This window comes from Mycolicibacterium hodleri, assembly GCF_025822245.1.
Lineage (GTDB): Bacteria > Actinomycetota > Actinomycetes > Mycobacteriales > Mycobacteriaceae > Mycobacterium > Mycobacterium hodleri.
This window is the reverse complement of record NZ_JACKTL010000073.1, coordinates 125,074-146,374: the sequence shown is the minus strand read 5'-3', so window position 1 is coordinate 146,374 and position 21,301 is coordinate 125,074. Positions and strand designations below refer to the sequence as shown.

20 protein-coding genes are annotated in these 21,301 nt (G+C 67.7%); 12 read left to right on the top strand and 8 right to left on the bottom strand.

From position 1 onward, the window contains the following. Positions 1–176 precede the first annotated feature (176 nt). Genes H7J06_RS30510 through H7J06_RS30495 form a run of 4 tightly spaced genes read left to right on the top strand, consistent with a single transcriptional unit; the run spans position 177 to position 3,447 of the window. A complete protein-coding gene (locus H7J06_RS30510) occupies positions 177–1,811 on the top strand; it encodes a BCCT family transporter (protein ID WP_264043494.1) in 1,635 nt (544 codons plus the stop codon). Next, on the top strand, positions 1,804–2,232 hold the full coding sequence (locus H7J06_RS30505; protein ID WP_264043493.1) for an ester cyclase: 429 nt from the start codon (positions 1,804–1,806) through the stop codon (positions 2,230–2,232). Before H7J06_RS30510 ends, H7J06_RS30505 begins: the two co-directional genes overlap by 8 nt. A gap of 4 nt (positions 2,233–2,236) precedes the next feature. Beyond that, the gene (locus H7J06_RS30500) at positions 2,237–2,746 is read left to right on the top strand and encodes a flavin reductase family protein (RefSeq protein WP_264043491.1); all 510 of its coding nucleotides are present in this window, start codon (positions 2,237–2,239) and stop codon (positions 2,744–2,746) included. A gap of 29 nt (positions 2,747–2,775) precedes the next feature. Further along, positions 2,776–3,447, top strand: a complete 672-nt coding sequence (locus tag H7J06_RS30495) for a GntR family transcriptional regulator (protein ID WP_264043489.1) — start codon at positions 2,776–2,778, stop codon at positions 3,445–3,447. Here the strand turns inward: H7J06_RS30495 and H7J06_RS30490 are convergent. Next, positions 3,430–3,975, bottom strand: coding sequence for a cysteine hydrolase family protein (locus H7J06_RS30490; protein WP_264043487.1), 546 nt, complete (start codon positions 3,973–3,975; stop codon positions 3,430–3,432). The genes H7J06_RS30495 and H7J06_RS30490 overlap by 18 nt on opposite strands. A 458-nt stretch (positions 3,976–4,433) precedes the next feature. Here H7J06_RS30490 and H7J06_RS30485 point away from each other — a divergent pair, with 458 nt between their 5' ends. The 4 genes from H7J06_RS30485 to H7J06_RS30470 all read left to right on the top strand — a co-directional run bounded on the left by H7J06_RS30485 (position 4,434) and on the right by H7J06_RS30470 (position 8,410). Next, on the top strand, positions 4,434–5,894 hold the full coding sequence (locus H7J06_RS30485; protein ID WP_264043485.1) for a purine-cytosine permease family protein: 1,461 nt from the start codon (positions 4,434–4,436) through the stop codon (positions 5,892–5,894). A gap of 68 nt (positions 5,895–5,962) precedes the next feature. Further along, positions 5,963–6,577 (top strand): class I SAM-dependent methyltransferase, encoded by a 615-nt coding sequence (locus tag H7J06_RS30480; RefSeq protein ID WP_264043483.1) that lies wholly within the window; start codon positions 5,963–5,965, stop codon positions 6,575–6,577. 220 nt (positions 6,578–6,797) lie between these two features. Further along, positions 6,798–7,136 carry a hypothetical protein gene (locus H7J06_RS30475; protein WP_264043481.1) on the top strand — a complete coding sequence of 113 codons (339 nt, stop codon included), beginning with the start codon at positions 6,798–6,800 and terminating at the stop codon, positions 7,134–7,136. A 77-nt stretch (positions 7,137–7,213) separates the two neighbouring features. Then, positions 7,214–8,410, top strand: coding sequence for an acyl-CoA dehydrogenase family protein (locus tag H7J06_RS30470; protein ID WP_264043479.1), 1,197 nt, complete (start codon positions 7,214–7,216; stop codon positions 8,408–8,410). Positions 8,411–8,501: 91 nt separating this feature from the next. On the opposite strand, the gene H7J06_RS30465 is transcribed toward H7J06_RS30470, so the two are convergent. From H7J06_RS30465 to H7J06_RS30455, 3 genes are all read right to left on the bottom strand, one after another. Further along, positions 8,502–9,566, bottom strand: a complete 1,065-nt coding sequence (locus H7J06_RS30465; RefSeq protein WP_264043478.1) for a 3-deoxy-7-phosphoheptulonate synthase — start codon at positions 9,564–9,566, stop codon at positions 8,502–8,504. Between the two features lie 279 nt (positions 9,567–9,845). Beyond that, on the bottom strand, positions 9,846–10,226 hold the full coding sequence (locus H7J06_RS30460; RefSeq protein WP_264043476.1) for a YybH family protein: 381 nt from the start codon (positions 10,224–10,226) through the stop codon (positions 9,846–9,848). Between the two features lie 53 nt (positions 10,227–10,279). After that, positions 10,280–10,729 (bottom strand): MarR family winged helix-turn-helix transcriptional regulator, encoded by a 450-nt coding sequence (locus H7J06_RS30455; protein WP_264043475.1) that lies wholly within the window; start codon positions 10,727–10,729, stop codon positions 10,280–10,282. Between the two features lie 116 nt (positions 10,730–10,845). Between H7J06_RS30455 and H7J06_RS30450 the strand changes: the two genes are divergently transcribed. Continuing rightward, positions 10,846–12,363, top strand: a complete 1,518-nt coding sequence (locus H7J06_RS30450; protein WP_264043473.1) for an MFS transporter — start codon at positions 10,846–10,848, stop codon at positions 12,361–12,363. A gap of 10 nt (positions 12,364–12,373) precedes the next feature. Here the strand turns inward: H7J06_RS30450 and H7J06_RS30445 are convergent, their stop codons facing one another. Beyond that, positions 12,374–13,519: a GGDEF domain-containing protein gene (locus H7J06_RS30445; protein ID WP_264043472.1), complete on the bottom strand. Its 1,146-nt coding sequence runs from the start codon at positions 13,517–13,519 to the stop codon at positions 12,374–12,376. A gap of 105 nt (positions 13,520–13,624) precedes the next feature. On the opposite strand from H7J06_RS30445, the gene H7J06_RS30440 reads away from it, so the two are divergent. Further along, the gene (locus H7J06_RS30440; RefSeq protein WP_264043470.1) at positions 13,625–14,371 is read left to right on the top strand and encodes a class II aldolase/adducin family protein; all 747 of its coding nucleotides are present in this window, start codon (positions 13,625–13,627) and stop codon (positions 14,369–14,371) included. Here H7J06_RS30440 and H7J06_RS30435 read toward each other — a convergent pair. The 3 genes from H7J06_RS30435 to aceA form a co-directional block, all read right to left on the bottom strand. Further along, positions 14,368–15,336, bottom strand: coding sequence for an aldo/keto reductase (locus H7J06_RS30435; protein ID WP_264043468.1), 969 nt, complete (start codon positions 15,334–15,336; stop codon positions 14,368–14,370). The genes H7J06_RS30440 and H7J06_RS30435 overlap by 4 nt on opposite strands. Before the next feature lie 5 nt (positions 15,337–15,341). Further along, on the bottom strand, positions 15,342–15,482 hold the full coding sequence (locus H7J06_RS30430; RefSeq protein WP_264043466.1) for a hypothetical protein: 141 nt from the start codon (positions 15,480–15,482) through the stop codon (positions 15,342–15,344). A gap of 73 nt (positions 15,483–15,555) precedes the next feature. Further along, positions 15,556–17,844, bottom strand: a complete 2,289-nt coding sequence (gene aceA, locus H7J06_RS30425) for an isocitrate lyase ICL2 (protein ID WP_264043464.1) — start codon at positions 17,842–17,844, stop codon at positions 15,556–15,558. A 145-nt stretch (positions 17,845–17,989) separates the two neighbouring features. Between aceA and H7J06_RS30420 the strand changes: the two genes are divergently transcribed. Together H7J06_RS30420 and H7J06_RS30415 are read left to right on the top strand one after the other, a co-directional pair. Beyond that, entirely contained in the window at positions 17,990–19,900 is a 1,911-nt protein-coding gene (locus tag H7J06_RS30420; protein ID WP_264043462.1) for an ArnT family glycosyltransferase, read from the top strand. A 52-nt stretch (positions 19,901–19,952) separates the two neighbouring features. Continuing rightward, the gene (locus tag H7J06_RS30415; RefSeq protein WP_264043460.1) at positions 19,953–21,296 is read left to right on the top strand and encodes a serine/threonine-protein kinase; all 1,344 of its coding nucleotides are present in this window, start codon (positions 19,953–19,955) and stop codon (positions 21,294–21,296) included. Positions 21,297–21,301: the final 5 nt, after the last annotated feature.

The following is a 21,301-nucleotide window of genomic DNA, read 5'->3' as shown; positions in this document are numbered from 1 at the left end:
TCTTTGATGAACGGCCAGTTGACTTGCTATTTGTCGACGTCCATGGGGCGGGGCGGATGTCCGACCCGGTGGAGGTGCGGCCCTTCGCGTTGACAGCATCTTGTGACTGCGCTTACATTCTGTTGTATGCCAGAGAACGTTTCACGGGTGGCAACCGTTCGACGGAGGAGTGTCAGATGAGCAACGACCTCGGGGTTTCCGCCGTCGCCGGCTCGCACGAGACGGTCCAGGACCCGGGCGACCCGGTCCGGTCGTCGGGCCGGCTGGGAACGGTGTTCTGGACCTCCGTCGGCGTCGCGACCGTGTTCGTGGCCTGGGCCGTGCTCTTCACCGAGAACCTGAACTCGGTGACGACGTCGTCGCTGAACTGGGTCACCGGGAGCTTCGGCTGGCTGTACCTGGTGGTGACCCTCGGCATCCTGGTGCTGCTGGTGTTCCTGGCGTTCAGCCCGTTCGGCGACATGCGATTGGGCAAGGACGACGACCGGCCGGAGTTCACGACCCTCAGCTGGTTGGCCATGATCCTGAGCGCCGTGATGGGCATCGGGCTGGTGTCCTACGGTGTCGCCGAGCCGATCTCGCACCTCGTCACGCCACCGCACGGCCTCGCCGCGCCCGGGTCGCCGGAGGCCGCAGTCCGGGCCATGCAGTACTCCTACTTCGACTGGGGGCTGCATGCATGGGCCATCTTCGCGGTGTTCGGGTTGGCCATCGCGTACTCCTCCCATCGCAAGGGCCGCCGCACGCTGGTCAGCCAGTTGTTCGTCCCGTTGCTCGGTGACCGGGTCAACGGCCCCATCGGCAAGCTGATCGACGTCATGGCCGTCTTCGCCACGTTGTTCGGCACGACGACGTCCCTCGGGCTGGGTGCACTGCAGGTCAACAACGGACTTGCGTCCCTGTTTGGCGTGCCGGTCACCAACGCCACGCAGGTCGTCATCATCGCCGCCGTCACGGTGATATTCACCATGTCCGCGGTCACCGGGGTCAACAAGGGCATCAAGTTCCTCAGCCAGGGCAGCGCCGTGTTGGCCGTGGCACTGTTCGTATTCATCCTCGTCGTGGGCCCGGCCGTCTTCATCGCCAACCTCTACGTCGAGTCCCTCGGCACGTGGGCCACCGACTTCTTCCGAATGAGCTTGCAGGGCACCGCCTTCGGAGGCCTTGAGTGGATGCAGTGGTGGACCTACTTCATGCTGGCGTGGTGGGTCTCCTGGGGCGCCTTCGTCGGGGTGTTCCTGGCGAGGATCTCGAAGGGCCGGACCATTCGCGGTTTCATCATGGGCGTCCTGGTGGTCCCCAGCGTGGTGTTCTTCACCTGGTTCACCGTCTTCGGGGGTACCGCAATCCACGTGGACATGTTCCGCGGCGGCAACATCGCCCAGCGGACGTCGGAAGACATCAACAGTGCCTTCTTCGCCACCCTGGAGTACTTTCCGTTCGCCACGGTCACCTCGGTGGTGGCCATCCTGCTCGTCGTGATGTTCTTCGTCTCCGGGGCCGACGCGAACACCTTCGTACTCGGAATGCTCACGTGCGACGGCACGTTGACGCCGCGGCGCTCCGTCCTCGTCCTCTGGGGCGTCCTCACCGGACTCACCGCCGTCGTCCTGATGTTCGCCGGCGGGCTGAGCGCGCTCCAGAACACGGTCATCGTCGCGTCACTGCCCTTCTTGGTGATCATCGCGGGTTTGACCGTGGCGTTCTGGATGGAGTTGGTCGCCGACCGTCGTGCGGCCGGGGCGTCAAGCGGCTCCAGATCCAACCATGTTGTGTCCACACACCTTACGAAGGAAGAAGATCATGTCTGACGACAACAAGCGCCGCGACCGAATTCGCACGGCATGGGAGGCGGCGTGGGATCGCGGCGAAGTGAACGCGCTCGACGACATCCTCGGCGTCGACTACCGCAGGCACGGCAGCGCCGGTGCGGTCCAGGCGCTCGACGAGTTCAAGGCCTCGATCGTCGCCACCCGCTCGGCGTTTCCGGATCTGTTGACCGTCATCGACGACGTCGTGATCGAAGGAGACCGGGCCGCGATCCGTTGGCACAGCACGGGCAGTCACGCGCACTCGTTCCTCGGGGTGCCCGCGACCAAGCGGGAGGTCGCGGTCAGCGGTGCGACGTTCGCCCGCTTCGACGGCGACCACATCGTCGAAGAGTTCGTCACCTGGGATCCGCGCACGCTGCTGACCGCACTCGGCATCATCGCCGTCGGCCGGGACCGGTGACGCCGTGACCGTCGACGACGCGACCACGCGACCCGACCCCGCGATGATGAAGCAGGTCAACCGGTTGTTCGTCACCGGCGTCACCGTCGTCACGGCGTTGGACGACGGCACACCGCGCGGCTTGGCGGTCAACGCCTTCGCCAGCATCTCGTTGGAACCGCCGATGGCGATGGTGGCCGTGCAGCACACCTCGTCGACGCATGACTGCCTCTATCGAGCGGACCACCTGGCCGTCAACATCTTGTCCACCGACCAGCTCGACGTGGTGAACCGATTCGCCGTCAAGTCCGACGACAAGTTCGCCGGTCTGGACTGGCGTCCCGGGCCCCACGGCAGCCCACTCATCGGGCGCAGCGCAGCGACGATGGAGGCCGAGATCCGCGAACGGTTGCACGCCAGCACCCACACGATCTTCATGTGCCGGGTGGTGCACGCCGAGGTGGAGGATCGCGCCCCGATGGTCTACAGCGCCGGCAAGTTCTTCGATGGGAGCAATCTGGCTGCCCTAAGCTGACTCCGACCACGACGACGTAAGGGACTGGGATGGGCAGCACGAACGGATCGGGCAAGGGCTCGATCCAATCGCGACTGATCGGAGAAGTCCGGCGTCGCATCATCGCCGGCGAGATCGCCCCCGGCGTCAACATCTCCGAACTTGCCATCGCCGAGGAATTCGGGGTGAGCCGGACGCCGGTCCGGGAAACGTTCAAGCAGCTGCAGACCGAGGGTCTCATCGAGATTCGCCCTCGCGTGGGCACTTTCGTGACCACGCCGTCTCGCCGAGAGGTCACCGAACTGTTCCAGATGAAGGAACTGCTCGAAGGTGCCGCGGCCCGGTTGCTGGCGCAGCGCGGACGGGTCTCGGAGATAGACCAACTCGAGGAGAACCTGCGGCAGGCCGACGTGGCCGTGGCCCGAGACGACCGTGCCCGGTACGCCGAGCTCGTCGAGGAGTTCCACGATCTGCTGATCGTCGGAGCCGACAACCACAAGCTCGAAGCCCACTACCGCATGCTGATGAACCAGCTGGCCTACGCCCGACTCGTGCACACCTCTCTGAGTCAGCCCGGCCGGCCCCTGCAGTCCGACCGGGAGCACCACGTGGTCCTCGACCTGATCGTCGACAAGGACGGCGACAGCGCCGAGCGCGTCATGCGAGAGCACGTTCGAGCCAGCCGGCAGGCACTGCTGGCCGGCTTACAGCCGTCGCCGTGACGCCAGTAGACGCTGCACCCGCTCGACGGTCGTGACGTCGATCAGAGGGGCATAGAGCTCCATCGCCTCCAGCGCCCGCCGATGGTCGCGGTCGGATGCCCCTGCGCAGGCGTCGGCCACCACCTGAACGTGGACTCCGGCGTCGGCGGCCGCCAGGGCGGTGGAGAGCACGCAACAGTCGGTCGCGACTCCCGTCAGCACCATCTCTCGGCTGCCGTTCATCGCCGCCGCCAGGTCGGGACCCCATTTGCCCAAGGTCGTCAGACTCACGACCGCGTGGTGTACGGGATTGAACTCCGCGGTCAGGTCGTAGAGCCGGTCGTTGGCGGGAACCATTGCAAAGGGCCACTTCTCGTAGTAGTCGACCCATGCTCCGGTGGGGTGGGCCGGCGCGATGAACCGGGTGAAGACGGCACGGGGACCAAATAGCGGCAACAGCTCCCGAGTACCGGCGGCGGCGTCCTCGTAGCGAGGAGTGAACCACTCGCTGGCCGGTTGTCGGAAGACCTCCTGCAGATCGATTGCCACCAACCATGGCTCGTCCGTCGTCACCGTGAACCCGCTTTCGTCGGGAGGAGCGGCGACGTCCGGAGCGGGGAGAGGACCACCCGAGAAACCGCCGCAATGCGCGCGCAGTCCAATGATGCCCCATTCCGTCCATGTTGTATGCCACAACCTGCGATGCGGTCAGCGGCATTCGGGTGAGGATCCGACGTCGGCGGGCCGAAGCGACGCGACCTCGGAACCCCGCGGAAGTGCTCAAACGATGCGGAATTCGTTGACTTAGGCGCGCATTGGGCGCCGTAACAGGCTGGACTTCCCATCGTCATGAAGTCGTATTGAAATACGTCATTGACCGAGAACTGCTATGGGCATAGTCTACGTACCATGCAACAGGCAGTGCCGTGGATCACAACCGGCGCGTAGTGCGGCTTTCTACGTTTTCCTCCCACCAGGTCATGACAGCTCCTGCGAAAGGCAGCCCGATGAAGCAAGACGCTCCACCACCGGGAAATACCGAACTCACTCCCGACCTCGGGTACCGCAGCAGCATCACCACCGTCGAACCGTATGGGGTCGACGCCATACCCGACTCGGAACGTCACGGAAAACCGTTGTCGCAGTTCTTCATCTGGTTCGCCGCGGGGATGAACTTTCCCATCATGGTGCTGGGTTTCAGCGCCGCGAGCATGGGGCTCTCCCTGATGAGCGCCGTGACGGCGATTCTGGTCGGCTCGCTGGTGGGCGCCGTCGTGATGGGAATTCTGTCCCGGATGGGCGGGCGCCTTGGGGTGGCGCAGCAGATCCAAGCCCGCGGGCCGCTGGGCTTCTACGGCAACTTCGTCCCAGTCGCCTACATCAACGTCTTCGCCGGAATCGGTTGGGCGGCAGTCACCGTCATCCTTGGCGCACAGGCGGCACACGCGCTGGCCCCCGCGATCCCGTACTGGCTGGCGGCGCTCGTGCTGGTGTCGGTGCAGTTGGTAGTCGCGATATACGGCTACAACATGATTCATTACTTGCAGCGCATCCTCGCGGTCGTGCTCTGCATCGGCTTCTTGGTGATCACCGTCGTCTCCGTCCCCCGCGGCTACCAGGGTGCGTTCGGCAGCAATCCGGCCGCCGCCTACTGGGTCGGCAACGTCGGTGGTTGGGTGACCTTCGCGGGGTTCTTCCTGTCGTTTCTCATCGCGTGGTGGCCGTTCGCCTCGGACTACTCGCGCTATCTGCCGGACCAGGTTGGGGTCAACCGGGCCGCCGGCCTGTGGACTGCCGTCGGGAACTTCGTCTCGCTGTCATGGCTGGGCATCGCCGGGGCCATCCTGGGTGGCTCGGCGGCGACCGGGGAAAGCCCCATCGAGGCGCTGCAACGGCTCACCGGTCCGTTCGCCATACCCGCCCTGCTGACCGTGCTGCTGTCGTCCTTCTCCCAGAACTTCCTGAACGTCTACGGCGGCGCCATCTCCATCCAGACGCTGCGCATCCCGGTGAGTCGCCGCACGGCCGTGATCTTCATCTGCGCCATTGCCTTCCTCATCAGCCTCTGGGCCGACGAGAACTTCGAGTCGAAGTTCAAGACGTTCCTGTTCCTCGGCGCGTACCTCATCGCCCCGTTCGGAGCCGTCCTGCTTCTGGACTACGTGCTGAACCGGCGCCACGAGCGAATCGCGGAGCTGTACGACTCCAGCCGGATTCTGGAGTGGGGCTTCGTCGCCTGGCTCGTCGGTGCGGTCGCGTCGATCCCGTTCTGGCAGCTGTCCTTCTACACCGGGCCGGTCTCCGTCGCGCATCCCGAATGGGGCGATCTCACCTACTTCGTCGGATTCGCCGTCGCGGCAGTGGCTTTCGTGGCCACGTACCGTCTGCCGCCCCTGTGGCATCGGAACCCGCGCGCTGCCAGTCCCCACGTCGACGGGGCATTCCCGGTCTCCAAGGTGCGAAGCTGACGTCGCTGCCACCGATCTGAGTGCGTCCCGGGGGGTTATCCACCCGCCGAACGGGGAACCGTCACACGGTGAGCCACCCCCCGAAGGACGCATTCGCCGCCGAGGTCAGCCAATGGTCGGACATCCCCGGCTGGTTCCATTGGCGCGAAGGTCAGCAGGAGGCCGTCGAGGTCTTCCCGGAGGGCAGCACCTTCGTCGAGGTCGGCTCCTATCTTGGGCGCAGCCTGTGTTCGCTCGCCGACGTGGTGCGCACCTCGGGACGTGACTTCACGGTGATCGGCGTGGACACCTGCCGCGGCAGCGGCGAAGAGGGACTGGCCAGCGAAGACGCCCACGGCCCTGCGGTCGAATACGGGGGCGGAACGTTCGCGGGCCTCTTGCATCGCAACGTCATCGCGTGCGGGTTCGCCGACGACGTCCACGTCTTCATCAGCTCGTCGCCGAAGGCTGCGGACTTCTTCGTCGACGGTTCTCTGGCGTGGGTGCACCTCGACGCCCGGCACGACTACGACAGCGTCGCGGCTGACGTCGACGCGTGGTTGCCGAAGGTCAGCTCGGGGGGCTGGCTGTCGGGTGACGACTACGACGAGCTGCTCTGGCCGGGGGTCGTCGCCGCCGTGCGCGACAAGCTTCCCGGCGCGCAGGGCTGGTTGACGGCGCAGTGGCGGTGGCTCAAGCCCTGACGGGGGCGCTCTCGCCGAGACGACGGCGATCTCCACGCGATCTCCACGCGGTCTTCACGTGGCACGGCCCAGGGCCCGACATCCTGGGTTCGTGCGAATCGGTCACCCGGAAGCGTTGCCAGACAACGACTTGCGGTCGACACTTCGCAACCCGCCGACAGAGCGGCTCGATGAGCCGTCTGCGCCGGGGCCACGTCGGAACGTCGAAGGAGACAGCAGCATGAAACTGGCGAAGATCACCGCACGGGTAGCGATCGCCGGCGTCGTGAGCGCGGGCGCGCTCGGGCTCGGGGCAGGCGGTGCCACCGCGTTGGCCGACAGCGGGTTTCACCAGGACAGGTGCTTCGGGCACTTCTGCCAGAGCCGAGGTGACGATGGTCGCCACGATCGGCGGGGTGGCTTCGGGTTCGACGACCGCCGCTGGGATCAGCGCGGATTCGACGACGGACGCCGCGATCACCGCCCCTTCAGCTATCGCGGCTCACGCGTAGAACCGTTCTTCGACCGCGGACGCGGCATCTGGGGATTCTGGTTCCTCGGCGTCTTCATCCCACTGTGACGCGCGAGGCCGCAAGCGCTGTCTCACAACCCAATCCAGTACACCCCCGTCACGAGTCACACCCGAGAGGCCCTGTCATGAGCATTCACACCCCCGCCGACGTGCATTCCGGCGCGACGTCCGAAGAAATGGTGGCACGGGCGGTGGCCTTGCAGCCGCTGCTGCGCCAGTACGCCGGGTACGGAGACGCACACCGTCGCCAACCCGACGAGGTGATCGCGGCGATGACCGAGGCGGGACTCTTCGGTCTTCTGGTGCCCAAGCGGTTCGGCGGTCAGCAGGCGAATCTGCGGACCCTGCTGAACGTTACCGAGGCGCTCGCCGAGGTCGACGGCTCCGCTGCCTGGGTCGTCAGCCTCGGTGCCGTGGCCGGGTGGCTGGTTGGGCTCGCCTCCGAACGGGCCCGCGACGAGGTCTTCGGCGAGGCCCCCGACCCACGGATTGCCGGCAGTATCAATCCCACACCGGCCGAGCGCGTCGACGGTGGACTGCTCGTGAGCGGACGCTGGGCGTACGCATCCGGTGCACCGCACGCCACGTGGGCGGTGGTGGGCGCGCTGGTTCCCGACGACGCGGGCACCCCCGAGGTGCTCCTGTGCCTGATCCCCATGGCACAGCTCACCGTGGAGGACACCTGGCACACCGTCGGCATGCGGGGGACCGGTTCACACCACTTGGCCGCCGAGGACGTGTTCATTCCGGATCACCGCACGATCCGGTTGTCCGACATCGCCGAGGGCACGTCCGCCAACGGCGCCGCCGAGGTGGACGATCGACCGCACACGGGGTCGGTGCTCTCACTGTCGATTTTGTGCCCCCTGCTGGGCTTGGGTCGGGCCGCACTGGCTCTGGCCACCGAGAAGGCCGACGCCAAGCCGTTGCACCACACCGTCTACGACCGCCAAGCCGACTCGGTCGGCGTCCAGTTGCAGCTGGCCAGGGCCGCCCTCGCGTTGCAGACCGCCCGCCTGCACGCGGAGCACGTCGTCGACGAGCTCGACGCCGCGGCCGTCCGCGGGATCCGGCCCGATTATGCTGCGCGGGCGCAGATCCGGGCTCAGTGCGGCTACGCCATGACCCAGGCACTGGAGGCGGTCAACATCGCCGCCGACCTCTACGGCGCCGGAAGCTTCGCCGAGGCCAGCCCGATGCAGCAGGTGTGGCGCGACGCCAACGTCATCGCCCGGCATGCGGGACAGAACGCCGCCGTGGGTTACGAGGTCCTCGGAAAGGCGCTGCTGGGTCTCCCCGAGCGCATCAGCCCGACCGTCTGAGTGCAACGGTGCAGGCCCCTCCGGCGACTGCCGGAGGGGCCTGCCCGGCCGGGGACCGATAGACGCGCCGCCGACGCGAGTCGCGCTGCGGTCAGCCGACTTTGGCGTCGTGCAGACGTGCCAGCACGCCGGCGGTGGTGGTGAAGTCCATGCACGCGTCGGTGACGGACTGGCCGTAGACCAGCTCGCCGGAGACCGGCTGCGCACCGGCCACCAGGAAGCTCTCCAGCATCAACCCGCTGATACCGCGCTCGCCGGCGGCAATGCGGGCGGCGATCTCGTCGGCGACCTCGGCTTGGCGCACGTGGTCCTTGCCCGAATTGGCGTGCGAACAGTCGACCATCACGTTGCCCGGCAGCCCCGCGGCGGCCAGGCCCTGGATCGCCTCGGCGACGGAGTGGGCGTCGTGATTGGGGCCCGAGGACCCACCGCGCAGGATCAGATGGCAGTCGGGATTGCCCGCGGTCTCGACGACGGCACCGCGGCCGAGGTCGTCGATTCCGAAGAAGACGTGCTGTGCCGCAGCGGCTCTCACACCGTCGACGGCCGGCTGAATGCTGCCGTCGGTGCCGTTCTTGAACCCGACCGGCATCGACAGCCCTGAGGCCAGCTGGCGGTGGATTTGAGATTCGGTGGTCCTGGCCCCGATGGCGCCCCACGCCACGGCGTCGGCGATGTAGTGCGGGCTCGTCGGCTCCAGGAACTCGCAGCCCACCGCCAATCCGATCGCGCCGATGTCGAGCAGCAGCGCCCGCGCGGTGCGCAGCCCCCGCTCGACGTCGTAGGTGCCGTCCATGCCGGGATCGTTGATGAGTCCCTTCCAGCCGACGGTCGTGCGGGGCTTCTCGAAGTAGACCCGCATGACGATCTTGAGGCGGTCGGCGTAGGCGTCGGCCAACGGTGCCAACCGATGCGCGTAGTCCAGCGCCGCCACCGGGTCGTGAACCGAGCAGGGACCCACGACGACGAGCAGTCGGTCGTCACGACCAGCGAGGATCTCGGTGATCTCGTCGCGATGCCGCGCAACCGCCGCGGCGCCGTCGCGGCCGAGGGGAAGTTCGGCAAGGAGCTGCTGGGGTGCCGGCACGGGCCGGAACGAGACGATCCGCCGGTCGGAGATCGGTTCGACGTCGGCGATGGCGCTGGTGATGGTCACGATGATTTCGGGCTTCCTGTGAGTGGTTCTCAGGGCCCACCCGCGGACGATCCGGTGCCCTGAAATGACGAAAGCAGCGACCACGTGGTCACTGCTGGGCTCCGGGTGCGGTGTCGCGCGTCGTCTTAGAACGCCTCATCCATGGCTCCACCCGGAGCCGAGATAAAGCGCCAATAGCTGCGCGCGCCGATGTTCACGGGCGAAACGATACCGCGTCGTTCTCCGGCTGACGAGCCCGGGTCGTCCACGGGCTCGCCGGCCGGCCACCGGCTCGCACTCTCAGTTCGGCTTGTTGAAGATGTAGCGGGCGATCTTCCAGGGGCCGTCGTCGGCGGTGAAGACGAACATCTCGCGGTTCGACTCGGCGGACCGCTGCCCCGTCGCGTGGACCGTCTGTTCCCCGGCGCTGCGCGTCAGCGCGTAGGCGACGGTGTCACTGGCCACGACGAGCTCGTCGACGGTGAACTCGACGTCGAGGTGGATCGCCTCGAACGTCTGCGCATACGCCTCGGTGAGATCGCGGCCTGCGGCGGTGGGCAGCGTCGTCGGCATGAAGACGCCGTCCTTGGCGTAGCACGACACCGCCAAGGCGGTGTCGTCGGTGTTCAGTGCGCGTTCGTAAGTGCTTAGCAGTTCTTGGATCTCGACCTCGGGGCTCATCCCCAAACTATATTCCATGGAATATGGTTCCGTCGAATCAACTTTGGATCGGGTCAGGCCGTGGAACGGCCGTCGCCCTCCACTCGGGCGACGGCGCGGCGCAGCGCCACCACGGTTGACTCGAACTGCTGCAGCTGGCGGGTCGACACGGAGCCGATGCGCACCTGCAATTCGTCCTCGAATGCCGTCGACGCCTTGGCCAATAGGCGGCGACCGGACGGCGTCAGCTCGATGACCGAGGATCGCCGGTCATCGGGGTTGGGCACCCGGGCGCAGTGCCCGGCGGCTTCGAGCCGGTCCACGAGCTTGCTGGTGCCGCCGACCGTGATCGACAGGTCGGTGGCGATGTCGAACACCCGGCAGGACGGCACCCGGGCGATCACCTGCATGGGCTCGAACCACGGCAGCGGGAGGTCGAAGTCCGCCCGCAGCCGAGCGTCGACCGCGTTCCACAACTCCGTCTCGAGGCGTACCAATTCGCTGAAGAGACCTGCCAGTTCCACCCCCAGAAAGTACCGTTACCCGCCGACCGCAGCGGCCACGACGCTGGTGGTTTCCAAACGCCGGTCGAGGGGAATTGCCGTTCGGCCGGAGTGCGTCGATTCCCGAGGAGGCGACCATGGCGACACCCGCCGAAACCGAACGCGGTGCAATCCGCAGTCTCATTCCGGCCCGCATCGACCGATTGCCCTGGTCGCCGTTCCACACCAGGCTGGTGGTGGCGCTCGGGGTCGCGTGGATCCTCGACGGTCTCGAGATCACCGTGGCCAGTGCGGTCGCCGACACCCTCAGCCAGCCGGAGACCCTTGGGCTCTCGTCGACCGCCGTCGGTTTCCTGGCCACCGTCTACCTTGCGGGCGAGGTCGTCGGAGCGTTGTTCTTCGGGCGGCTGTCGGACAAGCTCGGCCGACGCAACCTGTTCATGGTCACCCTGGGCGTCTACCTGGTGGGCAGCGGACTCACTGCCCTCACGCTCGGCAACGGTGTGGGGTGGGTGGTCTTCCTCTACGTCACCCGGTTCATCGCGGGGATGGGCATCGGGGGCGAGTACGCCGCCATCAACTCGGCGATCGACGAGTTGATCCCCGCTCGTTACCGGGGTCGGGTCGACATTGCGGTCAACGGAACATATTGGGCCGGGGCGATACTCGGCACCCTCGGTACATTCGTCTTCCTCAAGTCCATGGACCTGAGCCTGGGGTGGCGGCTCGCGTTCCTGATCGGCCCCGTGCTGGGGCTGGTGATCCTGGTGCTGCGACGCCACCTCCCCGAGAGTCCCCGCTGGCAGGTCATGAACGGTCGCGTCGACGCGGCCGAGGAGTCCATCGCCTACATCGAGCACGAGGTGGAGGCCACCGGCGTCACGTTGGAGCGCGTCGACGACGCGAAGGCCATCGAACTCAGGCCGACGCAGAAGATCGGCTATCTGGCGCTGACGCGGGTGCTGTTCCGCGATTATCCGAAGCGGGCGATCCTTGGCGCCTCACTGATGATCAGCCAGTCCTTTCTCTACAACGCGATCTTCTTCACCTACACCCTGGTGCTCGGCAAGTTCTACGGCGTCCCGTCGGAGTCGACGCCCCTGTACCTGATCGCGTTCGCCGTCGGGAATCTCGCCGGTCCGTTGGCCATCGGCCACTTCTTCGACACGATCGGCCGCAGGAAGATGATCTCCGGCACCTACGTGCTGTCGGGCGTGCTGCTCGCGGCCAGCGCGGGCCTGTTCTACGCCGGTGTGCTCAACGCCGTCACCCAGACCGTGGCGTGGTGTGTGATCTTCTTCTTCGCCTCGGCCGGTGCGAGTTCGGCCTATCTGACGGTGAGCGAGATCTTTCCCCTCGAGGTCCGCGCCAAGGCGATCGCCGTGTTCTTCGCGATCGCGCAGTGTTTCGGCGCCCTGGGCCCGGTGGTCTACGGCGCCCTGATCGGTGACGGTTCGCGGCCGGTGCTGCTGTTCCTCGGTTACCTGTTGGGCGCGGCGGTGATGATCGGCGGCGGGCTGATCGCGTGGTTCCTCGCCGTCGACGCCGAGGGCAAGTCGCTCGAAGACGTCGCGACTCCGTTGGCCGCAGGCGGCGCCGACCGGCGGCGCGGGTCGGTGCGCGCCGAGGGTGCAACCCGGCCGCGGTCACCCTAGCGACGGTGGGTCAGGCCGTCAGGTCGTCGTCCGTGTCCCACCCGTCGGCGTTGCGCAGCGAGGTGAGCTCTGGATTGGCGGTGGTCTCGGTGCGCTGGCCACCGTTGCGCCGGGCGCGGTACACGTTGGAGGTGGCGATCGTGATGAGTTCCTCGACGACGTCGTGCGGCGGGTGTCCGACGAGGTCGGCCACCGGCGTGATCACCGCGCCGATGCTGGCGGTCAGCCGGTAGGGGGCAGTGCGCACCGTGTGCTGCAGTCGATCGGTGAGCACGGAGGCGTCGGTGGTGTTGAACGTGTCGGCGATGAGGTACTCCGATTCGCCGACGTGCGCGAGGACGGCGTCGCGCCGCAGTGTCTCGCGGAGCCGCTGGCCGATCGCCACCCTGGCCTGGTTGCCGCCGGCGTCGCCGCCCATCGCCGTCAACAGCGAGAAGCTGTCGAGGCTGACGACCACGATGGCCACGAAGCGGTCGTCGTCCCGGTCGCGGGTGACGATGGTCGCGATGCGGTCGGAGAAGGCGTCCCGCGTCAACAACCCCGTCAACGGTTCGAGCTCGCCGTAGTGAACGTCGTTGTCGACCAACCGAATCACGCTCCGGCAGCAGAACACCACGAAGGCGTTGACGAGAGCGAACAGTGCCACCACCGCCACGGTGACCTCGGGCGCCACGCCGGCGAAGCGCACCGACTGCACGACGAGCGTCGCGACGGCGACGACCCAGGTGGACGCCAACAGCCATCCGGCATGGAACACCGCGGCGAACGCCGACACGGCGATGAACGCGGTGGCCCCAGTCAGACCAAGGGCCGGGTCGGCTTCGATCAGGCAGCCGACGCTCAGCAGAACGCTGACGAGCAGAGTGCACAGCTGAGACACCCAGCGGGCGGGCCAGCTCGACCGCAACCAGATCGTGGCCAAGGCGAGGCAACAGGCGAACACCGCGACGGCGATCGAACGATCGCGCGCACCCGTCGGGCCGTGAGCGCCGAGCATCAGCAGCAGCGGTAGCGCGCCACAGCCGAGGATGTTGACCGCGGTCAGCCGGCAGGTGGCGCGCTGATGACCCCTCGCCGCCAGCAGCGAGGTGATCCAGTAGTAGCGATCCTCGGAATGCAGCCGGCGCCGTGCCGCGGAGAGCACGGTCCGCGTCACGCGGACGGGCCGAAGCGCAGGTCGTGGTAGGCGAACACGCCGGGAACAGTAACCGAATTTCGAGGTCGGTGGTTAGTCTTCGGCGCGCTGGCCTAGCGTGGAGGAGTGACGGCAGAGCGTGGCTTCCTCGACCCCTTCGCCTTCGAACCGGACATCGCCGATCCGGTCGAGCTTCGCGAGCACCGCAAGCGTCGTCTTGCGCTGGCGTACCGGGTAATTGGCGCGATGGGGTGGGGCTCCCTCGGCGACGGGCACGTCTCGGCGCGTGACCCGGAGCGCCCCGACTGCTTCTGGCTGGCCAGATATGGCGTGCCGTTTCGGGTCATGACCACCGACGACCTGGTGTTGGTCCGCCCGGACGGCACGATCGAGGGCGGTGGGCACATCAACATCGCGGCCTACCACATTCACGCCCCGCTGCACGAGGCTCGACCCGACGTCGTCTCCGCGGCCCACTGCCACACCCCGTACGGGACCCCGTTCTCGGCCATGGTCACCAAGCTGGCGGCGATCTCGCAGGAGGCGTGCGCGTTCTACGGCGACCACGAGATCTTCGACGACGAGGAAGTCAGCATCGCCTCCCTCGACGGCGGCAAGCGCATCGCGACCTCCCTCGGCGGCTCGCGGGGAGTGATCCTGCGCAATCACGGGCTGCTGACGGTGGGCGCCACGGTCGATTCGGCAGTGGGCTTCTTCCTGCTGATGGAGCGTTGCGCCGAGGTTCAGGTGAAGGCGCGCGACGCCGTCGCGATCGGCGCCGAGTCGGCCAGCCGCGTGCACGGCGAGTTCGACGAGGCGGCGGGGTGGCAGGTGTTCCAGTGGGCGCAGCGCACGTACGCGCCCACCGGCTAGCGGCCGAGCTTCTCGCGGACCGCGTCGACGGCGAACCGGGCAATCGACACCGGCCGAAAGGCGCGGGCGGCTGCGGTCAGGGCGTCGCGGTTCTCGGCGCTCAGGTCCAGATCGGCCGCGGCGACGTTGAACTCGAGCTGCTCGACGCTGGACGCGCCGGGAATGGCCACCACGCCGGGCAGGCTGATCAGCCAGGCAAGCGCCACCTGTGCGGGTTTGGCGTCGAGTTCCTTGGCGACGTCGCGCAACGTGTTCAACAGTGGCTCGACGCGTTTCAGGTTCTCGGTGCCGAAGAGCGGGTTGGTCGCCCGGACGCCGCCGGGCCGGTTGTCGGGACCGTATTTGCCGCCGAGAAGACCTTGGGCCAGCGGGCTGTAGGCCATCACCATGCGGTTCTCGCGTTCGGCGAACGGCACGAGATCGTCCAGTGGTCCGGGGTGGGCGAGCGAGAAGTGCACCTGGTTGCTGATCACCGGCCGTCCGAGTGCGGCGTCGGCCTTGCGCCATCGGTCCAGTGAGTAGTTCGACACGCCGACCGCACCGATCACGCCGTCGTCGAGCAGGCTGCGCATCCCGGGCATGATCACCGAATCGGGGACGACGGGGTTCGCCTGGTGGATCTGATAGAGCGGGATGGTGGCGAGCTGCAAGCGCTCGGCGCTGGCGCGGGCCCGTCGCCGGACCACCGGTGGGAAGGGTGCGACGGGAAAGACCTTGCTCGCGACCACGACGTCGGCGCGTTCGTCGCCGAGGGCCTCGCCGAGGATGCGTTCGCTCTTGCCGAAGCCGTACACCTCAGCGGTGTCGAACAGCGTGACCCCGAGTGCGCGGGCGCGAGCCACGATGTCACGGGCGGCGCCGACGGCGTAGTCGTCGCCGTAGCCCCATTCCTTGGAGCCGAACTGCCAGGTGCCGAGCCCGATGCGGCTGACCGGGCCGAGCCCGTCGACGTCGAGGAACTTCATGTCCTCTACGGTACGGGCGTCACCTCGCCGGTGGGCCGGGCCACCAGCCCGGCGGCGGTGGCGGAGTTGAGCGCGCGCTGCCAGTTCAACTCCGCGACGACCATCACGCCGAGTCCGACGGCGACGGCGAGCAGGGAAGCGATCATGTCACCAGGGTGCTGGTGCAAGGTAATGAGCGGCGAAGCGCCGCCTGTGAACAGCCTTTGAAAGCGGCGGGGTTTAGTCCTCCTTGCGGATCAGCCGCATCAGCGCCTCGCGGTCGGGCGCCAGCAGCTCGTCGATGCGCGGCTGGTTGACGTCGGCGACGACGATCTCTCCGACGTCTTCGTGGACGCCTGAGAAGATGCCGTGGCTCTTCATCTTCTCGGTTTGGTAGACGTTGTCCTCGGTCGGCGTGACGTAGTACACCGCGTCGGCCTTGAACCGGTTGATCAGCCAGAGGTGAACCAGGGTCATGAGCCGCTTCTGGCGGAGGTGCTCGGCGAAGGTGTTCTGGTCGCGCACCGTCAGGATGCTGCGGCCGTTGCGATCCTTGATGGGATCGACGAGCACGTTGGCCAGCTTCTCCTCACCGTCGCCGTAGATGCCCAACTCGAGCACTTCGCCACCCGCGCGCAGCGGGCGGAATTGGATGCGCAACTTCTCACCGAGCTGGTAGTGCTCGCCCCACAGGGCCAGCCACTCCTCCAGCAGCTTCTTGGGCACCTCGGTCTGCACCAGGTGCTGGTGCTGCGTCGACCCCTTGCCCATCGACTTCGTGGTAGCGGTGCGCCCCGAGGACGCTGCCAGCGCGGCGTCGCTGCGCGGACCGCCGACCAAGGTCTGTGGGGTGCGGTACGGCGACTCGACCAGCCGCATCTTGCGTTGCAGGCGGGCCAGCGCCAGCATGCCGTCCTGCCGCAGCGCGGTGGCGAACTCCTCGGCCGCCACGCCGTCGATCTGGTGGCCGCCGTAGGTCATGAAGTTGAAGACGAAGCCCATCTTCCCGATCTCCTCGGGGAAGGCGCGCATCTCGTCGTCGGTCATGCCGGTGGTGTCCCAGTTGAACGAGGGAGACAGGTTGTAGGCCATCATCTTGTCGGGGTAGACGGCGCGGATCGCCCGCGCGAACTCCCTTGCGTCGGCCAAGTCGGCGGTCTTGGTCTCCATCCAGAGGATGTCGGCGAACGGCGCCGCGGCGAGCGACTTGGCGATCGCATACGGGATGCCGCCGCGCACCTGGTAGTAGCCCTCCGGCGTCTTGGCCCGTTCGCAGTCCCAGGGCACGTCGACGCCCAGCTCCCTGGCCTTCTCGCGCGCCGCGTACAGCGAGGCGCCCGTGGCGAATTCGCGCCATTGCTGCGACGTCATCTCCAGCGGCTCGCCCTCGCGCTCGCGGAAGGCCACCATCTCGGCCACCGCCTCGCCGTAGGTCTCCAGGCCGGCGTCGGCCTGCCAGGCGTCGACGAACTGGGACTCGACGGTGTCGAAGAGATCGTCGACCGACGTCTCCTTTCCGTCCCGCCACGACGCCGCCGCCTCGGTGACGCGCGCAGCGATGCCGTGGCGTTCCAGCCAGGCGTCGGCGGCCGCGTACTCGCCGTCGGGCAGGGCGTAGAGCAGGTGGCCGCGCAGATCGGTGACGCCCTGGGTGTGGAAGCTGCGCATCAACGCCAGGAAGCAGGCCTTGTACGGCGGCACCTTCAGGTTGGTCGCCCCGAGGAGGAACGGCTGGTCGCGCTCGTCGGCACGGCTGTCGATCAGGTTGGCCGCCTCGGCGTCGGTGCGCGCCACGATGATGCCGGGCACCCGCATGATGTCGAGCTGGAAGCGCGCGGTGTTGAGACGCTTGATCTGCTCGTCGGACGGCACCAGCACCTTGCCGCCCTGGTGGCCGCACTTCTTGGTTCCCGGGCGCTGATCCTCGATGTGGTAGCCGGGCACGCCTGCCTCCACGAAGCGACGGATCAGGTTGCGCACGTGCGGATCGCCGCCGTGGCCGGTGTCGGCGTCGGCGATGATGAACGGCCGGTAGTCGACCGCGGGCGTGGCGGCCCGCTGTGCCTCGGTCATCTTGAGGCGCAGGTACTGCTGGTTGCGGTCCGCGGTCAGCAGCGCCCGCACCAGGCCGGCGGCCTCGTCGGGCACCTGGCTCAGCGGGTAGCTCGCGAGGTCGGGCCCGGGATCCTCGCTGATGGAGCCCTTCGCCGACGTCGCCCAGCCGCCGAGGTAGATGCCCTCGATGCCCATCCGCTTGATCGTCACGGCCTGACCGGGCGAGTAGGGGCCGAACGTCGTGATGCTCTTCTGCTGCGACGCAAGCTCGCGCAGCCGGGCGTAGAACGCACCGGCCGCCTCGCGCGCCACCGGGTAGTCGGACGGGATCGTCCCGCGTTGCTCGGCCACCTGCCGCGCCGTGTACAGGCGGACGATCCCCTCGAAGCGCGGACTGTCGAAGTACCTCTGCGTCGCGGCGAGATCCTCGTCGAAGGATGTGCTGGCCTGGACGTCTGGTTCGGTCATCGTCATGCGTTCAAGCTCCTCGTCGAGCATTTCTCGTGATGATGGTGCGAGTGTATGGCGCTTGCCGGGCGCAGAGTTTCGATTCACCCATCTCAGCGGTTTCGCGCGGACCTCACAGGTTCGTCCACGGTCCACCTGCCTAACTGTCAGTGTGACAACCACATTGGAATTGCCGGTTCCGGCGAGCGACGAATCATCCGACGCGGCCCCGCCGAGCCAGCGCCGGGACCGCATTGGCTTCGGCATCCTCCTGTTGTTCACGGCGGTCGTCTACCTGTGGAACATCACCGTCAACGGGATGGGGAACCAGTTCTACGCCGCTGCTGCCCAGGCCGGTTCGAAGAACTGGGAGGCGCTGCTGTTCGGGTCGTTGGACACCCAGAACTTCATCACCGTGGACAAGCCGCCGGTGTCGCAGTGGGTGATGGGGTTGTCCGGTCAGATTTTCGGCTTCAGCAGCGCCAGCATGCTGATCCCCGAGGCGCTGATGGCCGTTGCCACGGTGGCGCTGCTCTACGCGACGGTCCGTCGCGTCGGCGGACCGAACGCGGCCCTGCTCGCCGGGTTCGCCTTCGCACTGACTCCCGTCGCGGCCCTGATGTTCCGCTATAACAACCCCGACGCGGTCATGGTGCTGTTGATGACGGCCGCCGTCTACTGCGGGGTGCGGTCGCTCGGGCGCGCCAGCGCCGCCTGGATCGCGTTGGCCGGCGTCGCGCTCGGGTTCGCGTTCCTGGCCAAGATGCTCGAGGGCATCATGGTGATGCCGGCGATCGGTCTGATGTACCTGATCGCCGCGCCGACGACCCTCGGCAGGCGGCTGCTGCACCTTTTGGGCGCGCTCCTGGCCTTCCTGGTCTCGTCGGGGTGGTTCGTCCTGCTCACCCTCGTCTGGCCCGCCTCCTCGCGGCCGTACATTGCCGGGTCCACGGACGACAACTTCATGAACCTGGTCCTCGGGTACAACGGCTTTGCCCGGGTTCTCGGCAAGGGCAACAACAACTTTCACCTCAACCCCGTGGTGGGCGCGGCGGCGGACGCCCCGTTCGAGGTCAACCACGGCCATCACGGCGGCTTTGGCGGGATGGGCGCCAACTCCCCGGGACTGACCCGCCTGTTCACGGGGGAGTTCGGCTACGAGATCGGCTGGCTGTTGCCCGCGGCGTTGCTCGCGTTCGTGTTGGTCCTGGTGTGGAGGTTTCGTGCGCCCCGCACCGACCTCGCCCGCGCCGGCGCCGTCGTGTTCGGCGTCTGGATGCTGGTCGACGGTCTGGTGCTCAGCTTCATGAAGAGCATGGTCCACCCGTACTACTGCCTTTCGTTCGTCCCCGCCGTGTGCGGCATGGTCGCGCTCGGCGTTGGCGAGGCGTGGCGCCGGCGCGATTCGTGGCTGGGACGCGGCGGTCTGGTCGCGATGATCCTCGGCACCGGCGTCTGGAGTTGGTGGATTCTGGGGCGCAACGCCGGGTGGTTGCCCGCCGTGCGGTGGGCGGTTCTTGCGGTGACGGTCGTCGCGGCCGTCGGTCTGGTCCTGTCGCTGGGGTCGCAGGGACGACGACGGTTCGCCGGGGCGGCGCTGGGGCTCGGCCTCGTCGGCGCGGTGCTCGGGGCCGGTGCCTATTCGGCCGCGACGCTCGGGCAACCACACACCGGAGGCATGGCCATGGTGGGTCCGGCGACCGCCGGCGGGCATCACGGGGGCTGGGACCAAGACGTGGACAATCCGCAGCTGGAGGCCATGCTGCGGGCCACCCGCACCGACTTCTCGGCGGCCGTGAACCGCTCCAACACCGCGGCCGGTCTCGAGTTGTCCACCGACACCGCGGTCATGGCGATCGGCGGCTTCGGTGGCAGCGACCCGGCTCCGACGCTGGGTGAGTTCCAGCAGGACGTCGCCAACCACCGGATCGGGTACTACGTGGCCCAGCACGACGACCAGCGGCCGGGTGGCTTCGGTGGTCAGTCGGTGCACGCCGACGTCGCCCAGTGGGTGGCCGCCCACTTCACGCCGACGACCGTCGGGTCCGACACGGTGTACGACCTCACCGCTCCCGCCAGGTGAAGCCGCTGGTTTTCGGGTAGCCCGGCCGCCTGGCCTCAGTAGGATGCCTCGCATGCCATTAGCCGACGGGGCGACGTTTGCCGGATACGTCATCGTGCGCCTGCTGGGTTCCGGCGCCATGGGTGAGGTGTACCTGGCGCAGCACCCGCGGTTGCCGCGTCAGGATGCGCTGAAAGTGATGGCGCAGTCGGTCTCCAGTGACGACGAGTACCGGGAACGGTTCAACCGCGAGGCCCAGAACGTCGCCACGCTCTGGCACCAGAACATCGTCGCCGTGCACGACCGCGGCGAGGACGAGGGCCGGCTGTGGATCGCGATGGACTACGTCGAGGGCACCGACGCCGGGCAGTTGCTGCAGGAGAAGGACTACCGCGGCGGGATGCCGCCGGCCGACGTCGTACGGATCGTCACCGCAGTGGCCGACGCCCTGGACTACGCCCACCAACGCCAACTGCTGCACCGTGACGTCAAGCCGGCGAACATCCTGCTGGCCAACCTGGATTCCGAACGCTGGCGGGCCCTGCTGGCGGACTTCGGGATTGCGCGCCGGGTGGACGACGCCAGCGGGCTGACCGAGACGAACATGGCGGTCGGTACGGTGGCCTACGCCGCCCCCGAACAGTTGATGGGTCAGACGCTCGACGGCCGGGCCGACCAATACTCGCTCGCGGCAACGGCATTCGAGTTGCTGACCGGAACGCACATGTTCCAGGACCGCAATCCCGCCGTCGTCATCAGTCGGCACGTCAGCGCGCCGCCGCCGGCGATCTCCGACCGCAAGCCCGAGCTGTCGGGTCTGAGTCCGGTGCTGGCCAGGGCGCTGGCGAAGTCGCCAGCCGACCGCTACGACAGCTGCTCCGCCTTCGCCACCGCGCTGGCCCGCAACCTCAACGGACACGGCGACCAGGGGGACGTCGACGACACGGTGCTGGCGAGCCGCTTCGGGTCGACGGGTTCCGCCGGGCGGAGTGCCCGCAGCCGGACGTGGTGGCTGGGCGTGGCGGCCGCGGTCGTGGTCGGGTTGCTGCTGATCGGGGGTGTCGTCGCAGGCATCCTCATCGCGCGCGACCAGAGCAGCCGGGTCGCGCAACCGGCGCCGTCGGTACCGTCGATGCCCGTGGTGCTCGTCGGCGCGGACTGCCAAGTGCTCGGCGCCGCAGGCGTTTCCGACACCGGCCAAAAGGCCTACTGCGCCCGGCTGCCACCGGCGAACACCATCATGTGGTCGCTGGTCTCGGGCGTCGTCCCGTCCCCGACCGTCACTGCCGGACCCCACGACGAGGTCTATCCCGACGGCATCGAGGAGCAGGTGCGCGTCTGCGTGCAGCAGACGGGCCAGTCGCGCGTGGCGTGCCGCGAGGACATCCGGCGCGGCAACCTGTACGGGCCCGCCTGAGCGGG